At 67.8% G+C, this 15,267-nt stretch carries 15 protein-coding genes; 8 read left to right on the plus strand and 7 right to left on the minus strand.

Going from position 1 to position 15,267, the window contains the following annotated elements; genetic code table 11:
- The first annotated feature begins 24 nt into the window (after positions 1 to 24).
- Complete coding sequence (locus tag ACN20X_RS11360) at positions 25 to 1,182, plus strand: acyltransferase family protein (RefSeq protein WP_310037586.1); 1,158 nt, start codon at positions 25 to 27, stop codon at positions 1,180 to 1,182.
- 73 nt (positions 1,183 to 1,255) lie between these two features.
- On the opposite strand, the gene rnk is transcribed toward ACN20X_RS11360, so the two are convergent.
- Positions 1,256 to 1,660, minus strand: coding sequence for a nucleoside diphosphate kinase regulator (gene rnk / locus ACN20X_RS11365; protein ID WP_026062607.1), 405 nt, complete (start codon positions 1,658 to 1,660; stop codon positions 1,256 to 1,258).
- Positions 1,661 to 1,954: 294 nt separating this feature from the next.
- Between rnk and ACN20X_RS11370 the strand changes: the two genes are divergently transcribed.
- Complete coding sequence (locus ACN20X_RS11370; protein WP_280048293.1) at positions 1,955 to 3,097, plus strand: PA0069 family radical SAM protein; 1,143 nt, start codon at positions 1,955 to 1,957, stop codon at positions 3,095 to 3,097.
- Between the two features lie 16 nt (positions 3,098 to 3,113).
- On the opposite strand, the gene ACN20X_RS11375 is transcribed toward ACN20X_RS11370, so the two are convergent.
- Positions 3,114 to 3,965 carry a LysR substrate-binding domain-containing protein gene (locus tag ACN20X_RS11375; protein ID WP_016450187.1) on the minus strand — a complete coding sequence of 284 codons (852 nt, stop codon included), beginning with the start codon at positions 3,963 to 3,965 and terminating at the stop codon, positions 3,114 to 3,116.
- A 181-nt stretch (positions 3,966 to 4,146) separates the two neighbouring features.
- Here ACN20X_RS11375 and phnD point away from each other — a divergent pair, with 181 nt between their 5' ends.
- Genes phnD through phnX form a run of 5 tightly spaced genes read left to right on the plus strand, consistent with a single transcriptional unit; the run spans position 4,147 to position 8,784 of the window.
- Positions 4,147 to 5,025, plus strand: a complete 879-nt coding sequence (phnD, locus tag ACN20X_RS11380) for a phosphonate ABC transporter substrate-binding protein (RefSeq protein WP_043792232.1) — start codon at positions 4,147 to 4,149, stop codon at positions 5,023 to 5,025.
- Complete coding sequence (gene phnC, locus ACN20X_RS11385; protein WP_473210617.1) at positions 5,022 to 5,900, plus strand: phosphonate ABC transporter ATP-binding protein; 879 nt, start codon at positions 5,022 to 5,024, stop codon at positions 5,898 to 5,900. Before phnD ends, phnC begins: the two co-directional genes overlap by 4 nt.
- Entirely contained in the window at positions 5,900 to 6,745 is an 846-nt protein-coding gene (gene phnE / locus ACN20X_RS11390; RefSeq protein WP_017406123.1) for a phosphonate ABC transporter, permease protein PhnE, read from the plus strand. Before phnC ends, phnE begins: the two co-directional genes overlap by 1 nt.
- A gap of 47 nt (positions 6,746 to 6,792) precedes the next feature.
- Positions 6,793 to 7,881: an iron-containing alcohol dehydrogenase PsrA gene (gene psrA, locus ACN20X_RS11395; protein WP_017406124.1), complete on the plus strand. Its 1,089-nt coding sequence runs from the start codon at positions 6,793 to 6,795 to the stop codon at positions 7,879 to 7,881.
- Between the two features lie 54 nt (positions 7,882 to 7,935).
- Positions 7,936 to 8,784, plus strand: a complete 849-nt coding sequence (gene phnX, locus ACN20X_RS11400; protein WP_017406125.1) for a phosphonoacetaldehyde hydrolase — start codon at positions 7,936 to 7,938, stop codon at positions 8,782 to 8,784.
- A gap of 144 nt (positions 8,785 to 8,928) precedes the next feature.
- Here the strand turns inward: phnX and fghA are convergent, their stop codons facing one another.
- Together fghA and ACN20X_RS11410 are read right to left on the minus strand one after the other, a co-directional pair.
- On the minus strand, positions 8,929 to 9,801 hold the full coding sequence (fghA, locus tag ACN20X_RS11405) for an S-formylglutathione hydrolase (protein WP_026062821.1): 873 nt from the start codon (positions 9,799 to 9,801) through the stop codon (positions 8,929 to 8,931).
- A 142-nt stretch (positions 9,802 to 9,943) separates the two neighbouring features.
- Entirely contained in the window at positions 9,944 to 11,053 is a 1,110-nt protein-coding gene (locus ACN20X_RS11410; protein WP_012204334.1) for an S-(hydroxymethyl)glutathione dehydrogenase/class III alcohol dehydrogenase, read from the minus strand.
- Positions 11,054 to 11,291: 238 nt separating this feature from the next.
- On the opposite strand from ACN20X_RS11410, the gene ACN20X_RS11415 reads away from it, so the two are divergent.
- Positions 11,292 to 12,329 (plus strand): GlxA family transcriptional regulator, encoded by a 1,038-nt coding sequence (locus tag ACN20X_RS11415; protein ID WP_154834923.1) that lies wholly within the window; start codon positions 11,292 to 11,294, stop codon positions 12,327 to 12,329.
- A gap of 11 nt (positions 12,330 to 12,340) precedes the next feature.
- Here ACN20X_RS11415 and ACN20X_RS11420 read toward each other — a convergent pair whose 3' ends face one another.
- The 3 genes from ACN20X_RS11420 to ACN20X_RS11430 all read right to left on the minus strand — a co-directional run bounded on the left by ACN20X_RS11420 (position 12,341) and on the right by ACN20X_RS11430 (position 15,077).
- The gene (locus ACN20X_RS11420) at positions 12,341 to 13,657 is read right to left on the minus strand and encodes a DEAD/DEAH box helicase (RefSeq protein WP_047325746.1); all 1,317 of its coding nucleotides are present in this window, start codon (positions 13,655 to 13,657) and stop codon (positions 12,341 to 12,343) included.
- Between the two features lie 254 nt (positions 13,658 to 13,911).
- Complete coding sequence (locus tag ACN20X_RS11425) at positions 13,912 to 14,427, minus strand: hypothetical protein (RefSeq protein ID WP_473210618.1); 516 nt, start codon at positions 14,425 to 14,427, stop codon at positions 13,912 to 13,914.
- Positions 14,424 to 15,077 carry a peptidoglycan recognition protein family protein gene (locus ACN20X_RS11430; protein ID WP_235434545.1) on the minus strand — a complete coding sequence of 218 codons (654 nt, stop codon included), beginning with the start codon at positions 15,075 to 15,077 and terminating at the stop codon, positions 14,424 to 14,426. The genes ACN20X_RS11425 and ACN20X_RS11430 overlap by 4 nt, the downstream gene beginning before the upstream one ends.
- Between the last annotated feature and the right edge of the window lie 190 nt (positions 15,078 to 15,267).

The following is a 15,267-nucleotide window of genomic DNA, read 5'->3' on the forward strand; positions in this document are numbered from 1 at the left end:
CGTTCGCAGATTGCAGATTGCCCCATGTCCCACGCTAGCCGCAGTGCGCTGATCGACTGCACCAAGGGCCTGGCCTGTGCCGCCATCGTCTGGCACCACCTGGCCTTCTACGGCCCCATGTCCGATATCGCCCATCCGGCCGCGCCGGACCTCATCGACTGGCTCTATGAATATGCGCGCATGGCCGTGCAGATCTTCCTGGTGCTGGGCGGCTACCTGGCGGCAGCCAGCATGGCGCCGCAAGGCCACGGCCTGCACAGCGATCCGTGGTCGCGCATCGGGCGCCGCTTCGTGCGCCTGGTCGTGCCCTATGCCGTGGCCCTGGTCGTGGCCGTCGTCGTCTCGGCGGCAGTGCGGCCCTGGTTCGACCATGCCTCGGTGTCGGGCGAGCCCGATCTCTGGCAGCTGGTGGCGCATGCGCTGCTGCTGCAGAACATCGTGGGCGAGGAGTCGCTGTCCGCCGGCGTCTGGTACGTGTCCATCGACTTCCAGCTGTTTGCGCTGACGGCGCTGCTGCTGGCCGGCACGCGCTGGGGCGGCGCCTTGCTGCGCCGCCGCTTCGGTGGCCAGGCGCTGTCGCGCTGCTGGCCCTGGACGCTGAGCGTGGCGCAGGCGCTGGTGGTGATCGGCGTGGCGGCCTCGCTGCTGGGCTTCAATCTGGATGCGCAATGGGATGTGTGGGCGCCGTACTTCTTTGGCGCCTACGGCCTGGGCATGCTGGCGTACTGGGCCGCGCATGCGGACAAGTCCTCGACGGCCTGGAGCTGGTCCCTGCTGATCGTGGCCCTGGTCGTGGCGGCGCTGGCACTGGAGTGGCGCGACCGCATCGCGCTGGCCGGTGCCACGGCGCTGGCCCTGGTCGCGGCCATGCGCAGCCCCGCGTTTGCCCAGGCACAAGGCTGGGCGCCGCTGCGCCGGCTGGGCAAGATTTCGTACTCGGTGTTTCTCGTGCACTTCTCGGTCTGCCTGCTGGTCAACGCCGTGGAAAGCCATTTCTGGCCGCAGTCCATTCCCGCCGCCCTGCTGGGCATGTGCACGGCCTTTGCGCTGTCGATTGCGGCCGGTCATCTGCTGTACGAGCGCGTGGAGCGCCACGTTCCCAGCTGGCACATGGCGCTGCGCTGGCAGGCCGGCCTGGTGGGCACCGGCCTGATCGCGGCATTTGTGGCGGGCCTGCGCTGAGGTGCGGTGCGTCAGTCCACAAACAACAAAGGCAGCCGGTGGGCTGCCTTTTTCGCTTCACGCCGGTCGGCGTTCAACGGTGCAGCTCGCCTGCGCTTTCCGGCTGGAACTCGATGGCATCCACGCGCACGGTGACCTGGCCCGAGGGGCCGGGCATGCGGGACTGGTCGCCCACGCTCAGGCCCAGCAGGGCAATGCCCACGGGCGCGAACACCGACACCTTGTCGGCGCTGCCATCCATCTCCTTGGGATAGACCAAGGTCAGCGTATTGGTCTTGCCCGACTCCAGCAGCGTGAAGCGCACCGTGGAATTCATGGTCACCACGTTGGGCGGCATTTCCTTGGGCTCGAGCACGTCGGCACGGTCCAGCTCGGCCTCGAGCGCCTCGCGGCCGGGAAAGGCGGGCTGCTTGTCCAGCAGGGCCTCGATGCGTTCCAGGTCCAGGGACGAAAGAATGATGTGGGGCTTGCGCTCCATGGTGTTGGCTCCCTTGTGTGCTTGCGCCGTGGCTGCAGTGAAGGGCAGCGGCGCCCAAACGGACAAAAGCCCGGGCAACGCGGTTGTCCGGGCCAAGGCATCTTCAGAAAAGAGAAAAGCACCAAGTTGGTGCGATAAGGCCATTGTGCAGGCCCGTGCGCGTTCTGCCAAGCGAACCCGCACGGTGCGGTGCGGATTGGCGCGGGCACTTGCCAAGCCGGCAAAACCCACTTCGCAACCGCAGGCATGCGGGGAGTGCTTGTTGGTATGACTGTATTTTTATACAGTTGCTTCATGCTTTCCAGTCCTCCCACGCCTCATCACGACACGGCCCGGGTGCCCCTGCACCCCATCAAGGGCCGGGGCGCAGCCAGCCAACTGGCACACCGCTTCACCACCGATCCGCGCGAGGCCTTTGACGACGGCTGGGGCAGTCTTGAGGCGCCGGCCGAAGGCGAAGAGGCCGCTGCGCTGCGCACCGAACTGCGCTGGGAGCAGGCCCGCTCGGCGCTGAGCCGCCACCAGTCGCCCGACCTGCCGTTTCACATGGGGCTCAATCCCTACCGGGGCTGCGAGCATGGCTGCATCTATTGCTATGCCCGGCCCACGCACAGCTACCTGGGCTGGTCGCCGGGGCTGGACTTCGAGACCCGGCTCATCGCCAAGCAGAACCTGCCAGAGCTGCTGCGCGCCGAGCTGTCGCGCGCCAGCCATGTGGCCGCGCCCGTGATGCTGGGCTCGGTCACCGACTGCTACCAGCCCGTGGAGCGCGAGCTGGGGCTGACGCGCCGCCTGATCGAAGTGCTGGCCGAGGCGCGTCACCCGTTTTCCATCGTCACCAAGGGCAGCGGGGTGGAGCGTGACCTGGACCTGCTGGCCCCGCTGGCGCGCCAGGGCCTGGCCTCGGTGCACATCACGCTGACCACGCTGGATGCCGACCTGGCACGTCACCTGGAGCCACGCGCCGCCGCGCCGCACCGCCGGCTGCGCAGCATCCGCGCGCTGACCGAGGCGGGCGTGCCCGTGGGCGTGAGCCTGGCACCGCAGATTCCCTTCATCAACGAAGACCTGGAGAAGGTGCTGGAGGCGGCCGCCGACGCAGGCGCGCGCCACGCCTTCTATGCCGTGCTGCGCCTGCCCTGGGAAGTGGCGCCGCTGTTCGAGCAATGGCTGCAGGTGCACTACCCCGACCGCGCCCGCCGCGTGATGGAGCGCGTGCGCGACCTGCACGGCATCCAGGGCGAGCAGCGCGAGGCCGGCCGCGTGTACAACGCCGAGTTCGGCCAGCGCATGAAAGGTACCGGCCACTGGGCCGAGCTGCTGCGCCAGCGCTTCGCCCTGGCCTGCCGTCGGTACGGGTTCAACCGCGAGCCGCTGCGGCTCGATTGCAGCCTCTACCATCCGTCGCTGCTGCTGCCGCAGCGCAGTCTGTTCTGAGCGCGGACCGGCAGGCTCAAACCGCCTCCAGAAACGACCTCACCAGCAGGCTGTCGCTGCGCTCGCGCATGCAATAGACATAGGTGGTGGTGCTGGCCGGGTCGCCCGCGATGCGCAGCGGGCGAAAGCGCGGGTCGGGGATGAATTCGGCTTCGGACACGGCGCCCAGTCCCAGGCCGCGCGCCACGGCTTCGCGTATGGCTTCGCGGCTGCCGATCTCCAGTTCGGTGCGCGGCTGCACGCCGGCGGCCTGCAGCACCGATTCCAGCGCGGTGCGCGTGGTCGAGCCGTGCTCGCGCAGCAGCAGAGGCTGGCCCTGCAGTTCGGACAGCGCGATTTCGCTGCGCCGCGCGAAGGGATGGGCGACATGGGCGAACAGGATGATGGCGTGGCGCGCGTACTCGCGCGCCAGCAGCTCCGGGCGGTCGTAGAGGCCGGCGAGCACGGCCACGTCGGTGTCGTAGCGTTCCAGGTCGGCCAGCACCTGCTGCGAGTTGCCCATGCGGATGGACAGCTGCATGCCCGGGTGCCGTGCGCGGTAGGCGGCCACCATCTCGATCACATGGAAGGGCCCCACGGCGCCGATCTTGAGCTCGCCCTGGTGCAGCTGCCCCGAGTCGCGCAGGAAGAATTCGGCCTCGGCCTCCAGCGCCATGATTTTCTGCGCCATGGGCAGCAGTCTGGCGCCTGCGCCCGTGAGCGTCATGCGGTAGCCGCGGCGGTGGAACAGCTCGATCTGGCTTTGGCGCTCCAGCGTGGCGATCTGGGTGGAGATGGTGGGCTGGCTCACGCCCAGTGCGCGGGCGGCGGCGCTGAGGCTGCCATGGTGGGCGACGGCGATGAAGGCGCGGTAGCGGGCGTTGCTCACGAAAGTCGGTATCTCAAGGTTTTGTCTATGGATGCTGTCAAAACCGATTCTGAAACTTTCACATGGCAGAAATATGTCGCTCCTAGCATTCAGCCATACCCACCCGCCTGGCGATTTGACCGGCGATTCACGGATCCACCGATCCGCCGATGTGCCTGACCTGATGCAAAGGAACGCTCCCATGAAGATGAACCGCAAGACCTGGCTGCGCCATGCCGGCGCCGTGCTGGCCCTGGCCTCCACCGCTACCACTGCCGCCTTTGCCCAGAGCGCCGAGCTGCGCGTGGGCCTGATCCCCTCGGAGGACGCGCAGGCCATGATCCGCGCCAGCCAGCAGGTCATGGACCAGCTGGCCACCCGCACCGGCATGAAGGTGCGGCCCTTCGTGGCCAATGACTACAACGGCGTGATCGAGGCGCTGCGCTCCAACAAGATCGACATCGCCTTCCTCGGCCCGTTCTCGTACGTGCTGGCCAACCAGGTGGCCGGCGCCGAGGCCTTTGCCGTGGCCGTGACCAAGAAGACGGGCAAGAGCGCTTACCACAGCATGGTGATCTCCCGCAAGGACAAGGGCCCGGCCAGCGTGGCCGATCTCAAGGGCCGCAGCTTTGCCTTTGTGGACCCGACCTCGGCGTCGGGCCACCTGTTTCCCAAGGCGGGGTTGATGGCCGAGGGCTTCGATGCGGACAAGGGCTTTTCGCGCGTGATCTTCTCGGGCTCGCACGACGCCAGCATCATGGCCGTGGCCAACGGCAAGGTGGATGCGGCGGCCGTGGCCGACCGCATCTTCGACTCCGCCGTGAACAAGGGCCTGGTCAAGCGCGAGGACTTCCAGATCGTCTGGCGCTCCCAGCCCATCCCCGAGTCGCCCATGACCTGGCGCAAGAACCTGGACGCCGGCACCAAGCAGAAGGTGGCTGCGGCCCTGGCCGAGGTCAAGGACCTGCCCTGGGGCGACCAGGGCGTGCTCGACGGCTTTGCGGCCACGGATGACAAGGCCTACGACGTGGTGCGCCAGACGGCCAAGGCCCTGAAGCTGGACCTCGGGAGCATGAAATGATCCGCATCCGCCAATTGCGCAAGAGCTATGGCAGCAACCATGTGCTGCATGGCATCGACCTGGATGTGCAGCCCGGCGAGTTCGTCGTCATGCTGGGCCTGTCGGGGGCCGGCAAGTCCACGCTGCTGCGCTGCATGAACGGCCTGGCCCGCGCCGACAGCGGCACGCTGGAGGTGGGCGGCATGGACCTGATGCTGGGCGGCGGCAGGCACAGCCGGCGCGAGCTGGCTCGCGACGTGGCCATGGTCTTCCAGCACCACAACCTGGTGCCGCGCCTGTCGGTGCGCAAGAACGTGCTGACCGGGCGCCTGGGCCAGACCGGCACCCTGGCCTCGGTGCTGCAGCTGTTCCGCGAAAGCGATATCCGCCTGGCCGACCAGTGTCTGGAGCGCGTGGGCCTGGCCCACAAGGCGCTGGAGCGCACCGAGGCGCTGTCGGGCGGGCAGATGCAGCGCGTGGGCATTGCCCGCGCGCTGGCCCAGCAGCCCCAGGTCATCCTGGCCGACGAGCCCGTGGCCAGCCTGGACCCCAAGACCGCGCGCAGCGTGCTGCAGTACCTGCGTGATGCCACGCGCGAGCTGGGCATTGCCGTGGTCTGCAACCTGCACCAGGTGGACTACGCGCGGGAGTTCGGCGACCGCGTGCTGGGCCTGGCCCAGGGCCGCATGGTCTATGACGGATCGCCGCAGGCGCTGGATGAGGCCGCGCTGCAGGCCATCTACCATGCGCAGCCCACTGCAGGGCAAGGCGCAGGGCAGGGCGCAGAGCCGGACACACCACCGGGCGCGCAGGCCATAGGGCCTGCCGGCCTGCATGCGCAGGCGCCTGTGCCTGCCTCGTGGATGCGGGCCAGCGCGCCCGCAGGAGGACTGTGATGACCAGCGCCAATTCCTGGAGCCCTGAGCCGCGCGACCGCTGGCAATGGACCGCGCCGCGCCCCCACGGTGCCCTGGGCTGGACCGGCTATGCGGCTGCGGCCCTGGCCATCGCCTGGGTGCTGCACTGGAGCGCGGGCGGCGCGCAGATGAGCTGGGGCGAACTGGCGGCAGGCATGCCCCAGATCGCGGATTTCGTGGCGCGCTCCGTGCCGCCGGACTGGAGCATGCTGCCGCGCCTGATGGCGCCCGCGCTGGAGACGGTGCAGATCGCCATCTGGGGCACGCTGCTGTCCGTGGTGCTGGCGCTGCCGCTGTCCTTCATCGCGGCCAGCAACCTGCATGGCTGGCACTGGCTGCGGCGCATCACGCGTCAGTTCCTGAACGTGGTGCGCAGCATCAACGAGCTGATCCTGGCGCTGGTCTTTGTCTCGGCCGTGGGCCTGGGGCCGTTTCCCGGCGTGCTGGCCCTGGCCCTGCATGGCATGGGCATGCTGGGCAAGTTCTTCGCCGAGAGCATCGAAGAGATCGACGACGGCCCGCTGCAGGCCCTGCGCAGCGCAGGCGCCACGCAATTGCAGCTCATCGTCTTCGGCGTGATACCGCAGGCCATCACGGCCTGGATCGCGGTCGTGCTCTACCGCTTCGAGGTCAACCTGCGCTCGGCCACGGTGCTGGGCATGGTGGGCGCGGGCGGGCTGGGGTTCGAGCTGGTCGGCAGCCTCAAGCTGTTCCGCTACCAGGAGACGGCCACCTGCATCGTGGTCATCACCGTGATGGTGATCGCCGCCGATCTCGTCTCCCACTGGCTGCGCAGCCGCATCCAGCAGGGCACCCGCCATTGAGGGCTGCGCTTTTCCCGGCGCCCCCGTTTCATTCAAAGGACCGATTTGTGTGGACCTATCACAACCCCGTTGCCATCCATGCCGGCCCCGGCCGCCTGGACCGCCTGCCCGAGCTGCTGGCCGGGCGCGACTGCCTGCTGGTGACGTTTCCCGAGGCCGAATCCCTGGGCCTGGTGCAGCAGCTGCGCCAACGGCTGGGCAGCCAGCTGCGCGGCGTGGTGGACGGCATTGCGCCCAATCCCGATGTGCAGTGGCTGGCCCCGCTGTATGACCGCGTGCACCGCGAATACGCCGAGGTCCCGTGCATCGTGGCCCTGGGCGGCGGCAGCGCCATCGACTCGGCCAAGGCGCTGATGTGCGCCACGCCCACGCGGCGTTTCGGCGAGCTGCTGCAGGCCCTGGAGCAGGGGCTGGCCCTGCCGGCCGCAGGCCACAAGGCGCTGATCGCCATTCCCACCACGGCCGGCACGGGCAGCGAGGTCACGCCCTGGGCCACGATCTGGGACCAGGCCGCTGGCCGCAAGCACTCGCTGCACCAGCACTGGACCTGGCCCGAGGCCGCCATCATCGACGCGCAGCTCATGCAAAGCCTGCCGGCCGGCGCCACGCTGGCCTCGGGGCTGGATGCGCTGTCGCATGCGCTGGAGTCCATCTGGAACCGGCACCGCAATCCCGTCTCCACCACCTTGGCCGTGGGCGCCGCGCGCCGCACCCTGGCCACGCTGCCCGCGCTGATGCAGGACCTGGGCAGCCTGCCGCTGCGAAGCCGCATGGCCGAGGCCGCCCTGATGGCCGGCCTGGCCTTCTCCAACACCCGCACGGCGCTGGCGCATTCGCTGTCCTACGACATCACGCTGCGCCATGGCGTGGCCCACGGCATTGCCTGCTCGTTCAGCCTGCCGCTGGTGCTGGAGATGGCCCTGGGCGCCGACGACCAGGCCGACGCGGCCCTGCTGTCCATCTTCGATGCCGCCACGGGCGAGCTGGCCGTGCAGCGCCTGCGCAACTTCCTCGAAGGCCTGGGCGTGGCCACCGATCCCGCCCACTACGGCGTGCCCGGGGGTGAGTGGCAGCAGCTGCTGCAGTCGGCCGCATCCGGCCCGCGCGGGCGCAATTTCATCCGCACGCTGGAATGAACAGGCGCGTGCGGCCCTCTTTTGTTTGAACCTCTTTCCTTGTCAAAAAGCACCATGAACCACACCACCGTCTCCACCGCCGCCGCCGCCGATCTGTCGCCGCTGCAGGCCGTCATCTTCGACTGGGCCGGCACCCTGGTCGATTTCGGCTCGCTGGCACCCACGCAGATCTTTGTCGAGGCCTTTGCCAGCTTCGGCATCACCATCACCCTGGCCCAGGCACGCGGCCCCATGGGCCTGTCCAAGTGGCAGCACATCCATGAACTGCTGCAGGACGAGGGCATCCGCGCGCAATGGCACAAGGCCTTCGGCCAGCAGCCTGGCGACGCCGACGTGGACGCCATCTACGCCCGCTTCATGCCCATGCAGATCGCCAAGGTCGGTGAGTTCTCGGCGCCGATCGAAGGCGCCCCCGAGCTGCTGGGCTGGCTGCGCGCGCAGGGCCTGAAGGTGGGCTCGTGCTCGGGCTATCCGCGTGAAGTCTTGAATCAATTGCTGCCGCAGGCCGCCGCCAACGGCTTGGCTCCCGACCATGTGGTGGCCGGCGATGAAATGGCCGCAGGCGGCCGCCCCGGCCCCTTCATGGCGCTGGCCAATGTGCTGGCGCTGGGCATCGGCGACGTGCGTGCCTGCGTGAAGGTGGACGACACCGTGCCCGGCATCGAGGAAGGCCGCAACGCCGGCATGTGGACCGTGGGCCTGACCCTGTCCGGCAACGAAGTCGGCTACTCCCCCGCCGAACTGGCCGCCGCCCCCGCCGAAGAAGTGCGCGAGCGCGTGGCCCGCGCCGAAGCCAAGCTGCGCGCAGCCGGCGCCCACCACGTGATCGCCAGCGTCAAGGACCTGCCGCAGGTACTGGAGCGGATTGCGCAGGACATGCGCGCTGGCCATAGGCCAGGTTGAGGCAAGCTGCCCTGCACCTGTTGGGCGCATCACCCTTTGAAACTGGCGCGGCCAAAAAAACAGGGACGCCGAGCAAGAGCCGCCTCGCGGCGATGGCGTCGTCCCCCTCCCGCGAAGCGAGAGAGGGGGAAGGCGCGAAGCGCCTCAGGGGGTGTTCAGTTGTTCTGCATGATGGCGCAGATGGTCATCAATGAAGCTCTGGATGAAGTAGTAGCCGTGGTCGTAGCCGCCGTGGCGGCGCAGCGTCAGCGGCTGGCCGGCCTGGGCGCAGGCGGCCTCGAAGGCTTCGGGCAGCAGCTGCTTTTCGATCAGGAACTTGTCGGCCAGGCCCTGGTCCACGAGGATGCCGGCCGGGTAGGGCGCCTGGGTCTGCGCGGCCATCAGGCAGCTGGCGTCATGCGCTTCCCAGGCCTTGCGGTCATCGCCCAGATAGCCTGAGAAGGCTTTCTGGCCCCAGGGGCAGTTGACGGGGTTGGCGATGGGCGCGAAGGCCGACAGGCTCTTGAAGCGGTCCGGATGGCGCAGCGCCAGCGTGAGCGCGCCGTGGCCGCCCATGGAGTGGCCGAAGATGCCCAGCCGCTGCGCGTCGATGGGCAGGCGTGCGGCGATCAGCGGCAGCAGCTCGCCCAGCAGATAGCTTTCCATGCGCCAATGCAGTGCCCAGGGCTTGGTGGTGGCGTCCAGGTAGAAGCCCGCGCCCACGCCGAAGTCCCAGGCATCGGCCTCGCCGGGCAGGCCTGCGCCGCGCGGGCTGGTGTCGGGCGCGATCAGCGCAATGCCCAGCTCGGCGGCCAGGCGCTGGGCGCCGGCCTTGGTCATGAAGGTCTCTTCGGTGCAGGTCAGCCCGGCCAGGTAGAGCACGGCGGGCACCTTCTCGCCGGCCACGGCCTTGGGCGGCAGGAAGACCGAGAACTTCATGTTCAGGCCGATCTCGGCGGAGAAATGCTCGTAGAAACGCTGTGCGCCGCCGAAGCAGGCATGGGCGTTCTTGAGTTCCAGGGGCGGCAGTGCGGACATGGTGTTCCTCAAAAAGAAAAATGCTACGGGCACCTTGGCAAGCGGTGCGTGCAGCATTCAAAGATGGGAGTTGATACGCTATACACGGTCAACGGCCCATGAAACTGGCGCTGCCCAGGCGCGCAGCGCCTCAGGGGGAGCTTCAGTACACGACGACGGAGCGGATGGACTTGCCTTCGTGCATCAGGTCAAAAGCCTCGTTGATCTCCGGCAGGCCCATGGTGTGCGTGACGAAGGGGGCCAGCTGGATCTCGCCGCTCATGGCCTGCTCGACCATGCCGGGCAGCTCGCTGCGGCCCTTGACGCCGCCGAAGGCCGTGCCCAGCCACTTGCGGCCCGTCACCAGCTGGAAGGGTCGTGTGGAGATTTCCTGGCCCGCGCCGGCCACGCCGATGATGACCGACTGGCCCCAGCCGCGGTGCGCGCATTCCAGGGCGGCACGCATCACGTTGACGTTGCCGATGCATTCGAAGCTGTGGTCCACGCCCCAGCCCGTCATCTCGACGATGACCTGCTGGATGGGCTTGTCGAAATCCTTGGGATTCACGCAGTCGGTGGCGCCGAAGGTGCGGGCCAGGTCGAACTTGGAGGGGTTGGTGTCCACGGCGATGATGCGGCCGGCCTTGGCCAGCTTGGCGCCCTGGATCACGGCCAGGCCGATGCCGCCCAGGCCGAACACGGCCACGGTGTCGCCTTCCTGGACCTTGGCGGTGTTCTTGACGGCACCCAGGCCCGTGGTCACGCCGCAGCCCAGCAGGCAGACCTGCTCGGGGTTGGCATCGGGGTGGATCTTGGCCAGCGAGACTTCGGCGACCACGGTGTATTCGCTGAAGGTGGAGCAGCCCATGTAGTGGTAGATGGGCTCGCCGTTGTACGAAAAGCGCGTGGTGCCGTCGGGCATCACGCCCTTGCCCTGGGTGGCGCGCACGGAAACGCACAGGTTGGTCTTGCCGCTCTTGCAGAACAGGCATTCGCCGCATTCGGCCGTGTACAGCGGGATCACGTGGTCACCGGGCTTGACGCTGGTCACGCCTTCGCCGACCTCGACGACGATGCCCGCGCCTTCATGGCCGAGCACGGCGGGGAAGATGCCTTCGGGGTCGTCGCCCGACAGCGTGAACGCGTCGGTGTGGCAGACGCCGGTGTGGGTGATCTTGATCAGGACCTCGCCCTTCTTCGGGGGGGCCACGTCGATCTCGACGATCTGCAGGGGTTCTCCAGCCTTGAAGGCGACGGCGGCTTTGGATTTCATGGGCGTGTCTTTCTGTCGGGGTGGCTCAGGAGCGGCAGTGCGCGCGCTCCGCGAAGCCTTGAATGTAGGCCATGGCCGCGGGGGCCGGCCGCATCATGGCCGCAGCCTCAGGTGATATGTCCGAATCTGAGGGGTGTGGCCGGCTTCGGCCGGGCCTGCAGGCCGTGGGTGCTTGCGTCTTTTCGTATAGTCCGCCCCATTCTTTCCACCCTGACCGCCTCCGAGCCCGCCGTTTCCCATGGACCACCGCCACGCCAGCGCCCACCGCATCGATCTTGTCGTCTACCCCGGCTTCAAGGCGCTGGAGGCCATAGGACCCATGTCGGTGTTCGACTATGCCAACGTGCACCTGCGCGCGCGCGGCCAGAGCGACGGCTACGAGGTGCGCGTGGTCTCGCAGCGGCAAGGGCCCGTGCGCTCGGACACGCTGATGTCGCTGGAGGCCACGCATACGCTGGCCGGGCTGGAGGCTGCAGGCATGGGCTGCACCGTGGTCGTCGTGGGCTCGCGCCATATCGAGCAGGTGCTGGGTGGCTCGGGCGAGCTGGTCGCCTGGCTGGGCCGGGTGGCGCCGCGTGTGCAGCGGCTGATTGCGCTGTGCTCGGGCAGCTTCTTCCTGGCCGAAGCGGGCTTGCTGGACGGCCGGCGCGCGGCCACGCACTGGAGCGTGACGGCGCAACTGGCCCAGCGCCATCCGCGCGTGCAGGTCGATGCCGATGCCATCTACCTGCGCGAGGAGATCCGCGATGGTGAAGGCAGCCGCCAGCTGTGGACCTCGGCCGGCGTGACGGCCGGCATCGACCTGGCCCTGGCCGTGGTGGAAGAGGATTTCGGCCACGCGCTGGCGCTGGAGGTGGCGCGTGACCTGGTCATGTACCTCAAGCGTCCCGGTGGCCAGTCGCAGTTCAGCGTGCCGCTGGCGGCCCAGGCCGCGCAGCACGGCGGCGTGCAGGCCGTGCAGCAGTGGGTGATGACCCATCTGGCCGAGCCTCTGACCCTTGCGCAGATGGCCGAGCAGGCGCACATGAGCGAGCGGCACCTGCGCCGCGTGTTCCAGCAGGAAACCGGGCAAAGCCCCACGGCCTTTGTGGAGAGCGCGCGGCTGGAGGCGGCCAAGCAACTGCTGGAAAGCCAGGCCCATCTGCCGCTCAAGACCGTGGCCGCGCGCGTGGGCCTGGGCTCGGAGCAGGCGCTGCGCCACCTGTTCGTGCGCCACCTGGGCATTACCCCGGTGGCGTACCGGGATCGCTTTGGCGGGCGAGGCGGCGCGGGCTGAACCGGAAACGCTCAGTTCTTTTTTGCGGTCTCGGCTGCTTCGGCGGCCGCGGCACGCAGCTTGTCCTTCTTGCTGGGGCGGCGGCCCTTGATGCCGCCGTTGCCGTCCTGCGCCACCGGGGGCGGCGGCACGGGCTCGGTGGGCTCGAAGCCCGGCAACTGCTCCAGCGCCAGGTCCAGCTGGTTGCGCTTGCAGATCAGCGCCCAGTGCGCCTGGTCGGCCGGCGTGACAAAGCTGATGGCCGTGCCATCCTCGCCCGCCCGGCCCGTGCGGCCGATGCGGTGCACATAGTCGGTGGCCGAGCGCGGCAGGTCGTAGTTGACGACCAGGGGCAGTTGGGTGATGTCGATGCCGCGCGCCGCCAGGTCGGTGGTGATCATCACCTGCCAGCGCCTGGCCTTGAAGTCGGCCAGCGCTTCCTTGCGTGCGCCCTGGCTCAGGTCGCCATGGAAGGCCGTGGCGAAGATGCCGGCCTTGTAGAGCTTTTCCGCCACCAGTTCGGCCGTGTGGCGCGTGGCCACGAAGACCAGGGCGCGCTCCAGCGTGGCGGGGTCTGTGCCGGGCGCCGTCTCCCCCTGTACCAGTGTGCGCAGCAGCTGGGTGCGGCGCGCACGGTCCACGGCAATGGCGCGCTGGGCAATGCTCTGGGGGCTGGCGGCATCCTGGCCTTCGGCGGCATCGACGCGGGCCTGAACGGGATCGTGCAGCAGGCCTGTGGCCAGCGATTGCACGGCATCGGGATAGGTGGCCGAGAACAGCAGGGTCTGGCGCTGCTTCGGCAGCAGGGCCAGCACGCGCTGCAGCTCGTCCTGGAAGCCCAGGTCCAGCAGGCGGTCGGCCTCGTCCAGCACCAGATGGCGCACGGCGGACAGGCGCACGGCGTTGTGCTCCACCAGGTCCAGCAGGCGGCCCGGCGTGGCCACGAGGAAATCGGCACTGCCGCGCAGCATCATCATCTGCGGGTTGATGGACACGCCGCCATAGACCACGCCGATGCGCGGCGGCTGCCTGAGCGTGCGGCCCAGGTCGGACAGCGTCTCGCCCACCTGCTGGGCCAGCTCGCGCGTGGGCACCACGATCAGCGTGGTCAGGGTTCGCACAAAGCCGCCCTGGGCACCTTGGGCCTTGCCGCCATCCATCCAGCGCTGCAGCAGCGGCAGCAGGTAGGCGGCCGTCTTGCCCGAGCCCGTGGGCGCGCAGGCCCAGAGGTCGCGGCCCGCAAGCACGGGGGCGATGGACTGGGTCTGTATGGGCGTGGGATCGACCAGGCCCAGGTCTTGGAGGCTGGAGACCAGCGCCGGGCTCAGGCCGAGGGAGGCAAAGTTCATGGTGTGCAGGAATGGCTGGGGCCGGAACCCCGGCGCAAGAAAGGCCCGGCCACGAGGGCCGGGGGGGCATTGTCGGCGAAACCGCGCCGCTGCGTGAAGCAGGGGGCTTGGCCCGGGCGCTCAGGCCAGGCGGCGCTGCCGACCAGCAGGCTGTTCACCAGGCCGCCAGCCGTTGCAGCGGGGCCGGTGGCGCATGCCTGTCCAGGGATCGGGCATCGCCGAAATGAGTGCCCAGAAGATCGAATGGAGGCGGCTCATGGAGGAAGTCGTCCCTGCCTCTTCAGCTCCTTGAGCCGTCGTTCGGTTGCGCGGTCCAGGGCGTCCTGCAGCAGGTCCATCTTGCGTTTGTTGCAGGGGGGGCAGTCGTAGAAGCTTTCAGAAATGCTCTTGGGCTTGAGCGTTTCGGTGGCTTCGAAGATGTTAATGAACCCGGTCGGCTCAACTCCGATGACGATGAGCGTGCCGTTGTTGAACCTGACCGACGCACTCCCTGCGCAGCCTGTTCTTTCCCTGTCCTCGCTGAAGAATGCCTTCCTCGAGATCCTGCGTATGTGCTGCAACGCATATCGCACGTCTTCCTCGGTCAAGACCACATCGTCGCAATCGAGCCAGTTCCTGCTCGCCCAGGAGGAGCTTTCAGATGGCGAGATGATGTCGATTTTCTGGATGGTCTTGACGGGGTATCTGGCATCGCCCGCATACAGCGAAGAAACCATGGTCATGGCCATCGCGGAGATGGCAATCCGAGAACGCATGCGAATGGGATTCATGGTGTCATTTTCCAGTTCGCACCTTCCGCTTCGGTCAGGTTTTTTCGGCTCACTTCCGGATGCTTGAAGATCTCGCTGGGCGACAGCTGCATGGAATCTTGAAGCGCTCCAACAAGCCATGTCAGAGCTCGGTTCTGTGCCTCAGTCGGCGTGGGATAGATACCAAACCATCCGCGCAGCTCCTCGGTGGTCCAGCCCCTTGGTCTGGGTGGAGGGGTGAACCCCTTCGGCAACTCCGCCCGGCCCACCATCTCGATACCTATGGCCTCCATATTGCTCGGATAGCGTTCACCAGGAGCCTTCATCATCTCGATGCGGTGTACCCCTTTTGCCTTCAGTCCTTCATAGTCCTTGGCCCTGCATTTCCCCACAAGCAGGCATCTTGCCTTCAGCGGCCCCACATGGTTGGTGCGCTGGTAGATGGCCGCAGTCTGGTAGATGGTTCCGTCCTTGTCGATGAGAAAGTGTGCCGCATTGGCCTTCGGGTTTTTGTAGCTGTTCAGCGAAGACTGGGCCGTGTTGGCATCGGTCTGGTGCACGACGATGCCGGTGATGGCGGCGGTCCGCTTTCCTCTCTCGATGGCGGGGCTGCGCGCATTCTTGACGCGCGCATGGATGAGCATTCCGTCCTTGGTGATTTCGACAAGCATGTGAGTCCCGGGGTTGCGTTGAACGGCAGCGGGCATTGCGCTGCGCCTCCATCCCGTTTCAGGGAGGGTCAACGGTCACCTTAGGGTAGATGTGATCAATCGAGGTCCATGCCACGATAGCCAGAATGGTGTTCCTAGGACTGGTGCGGCCTTCTGGAACGGTGGACTCGACAATGAAAAAAGCCCCATG

The sequence above is a fragment of the Delftia sp. PX-1 genome (assembly GCF_055797465.1).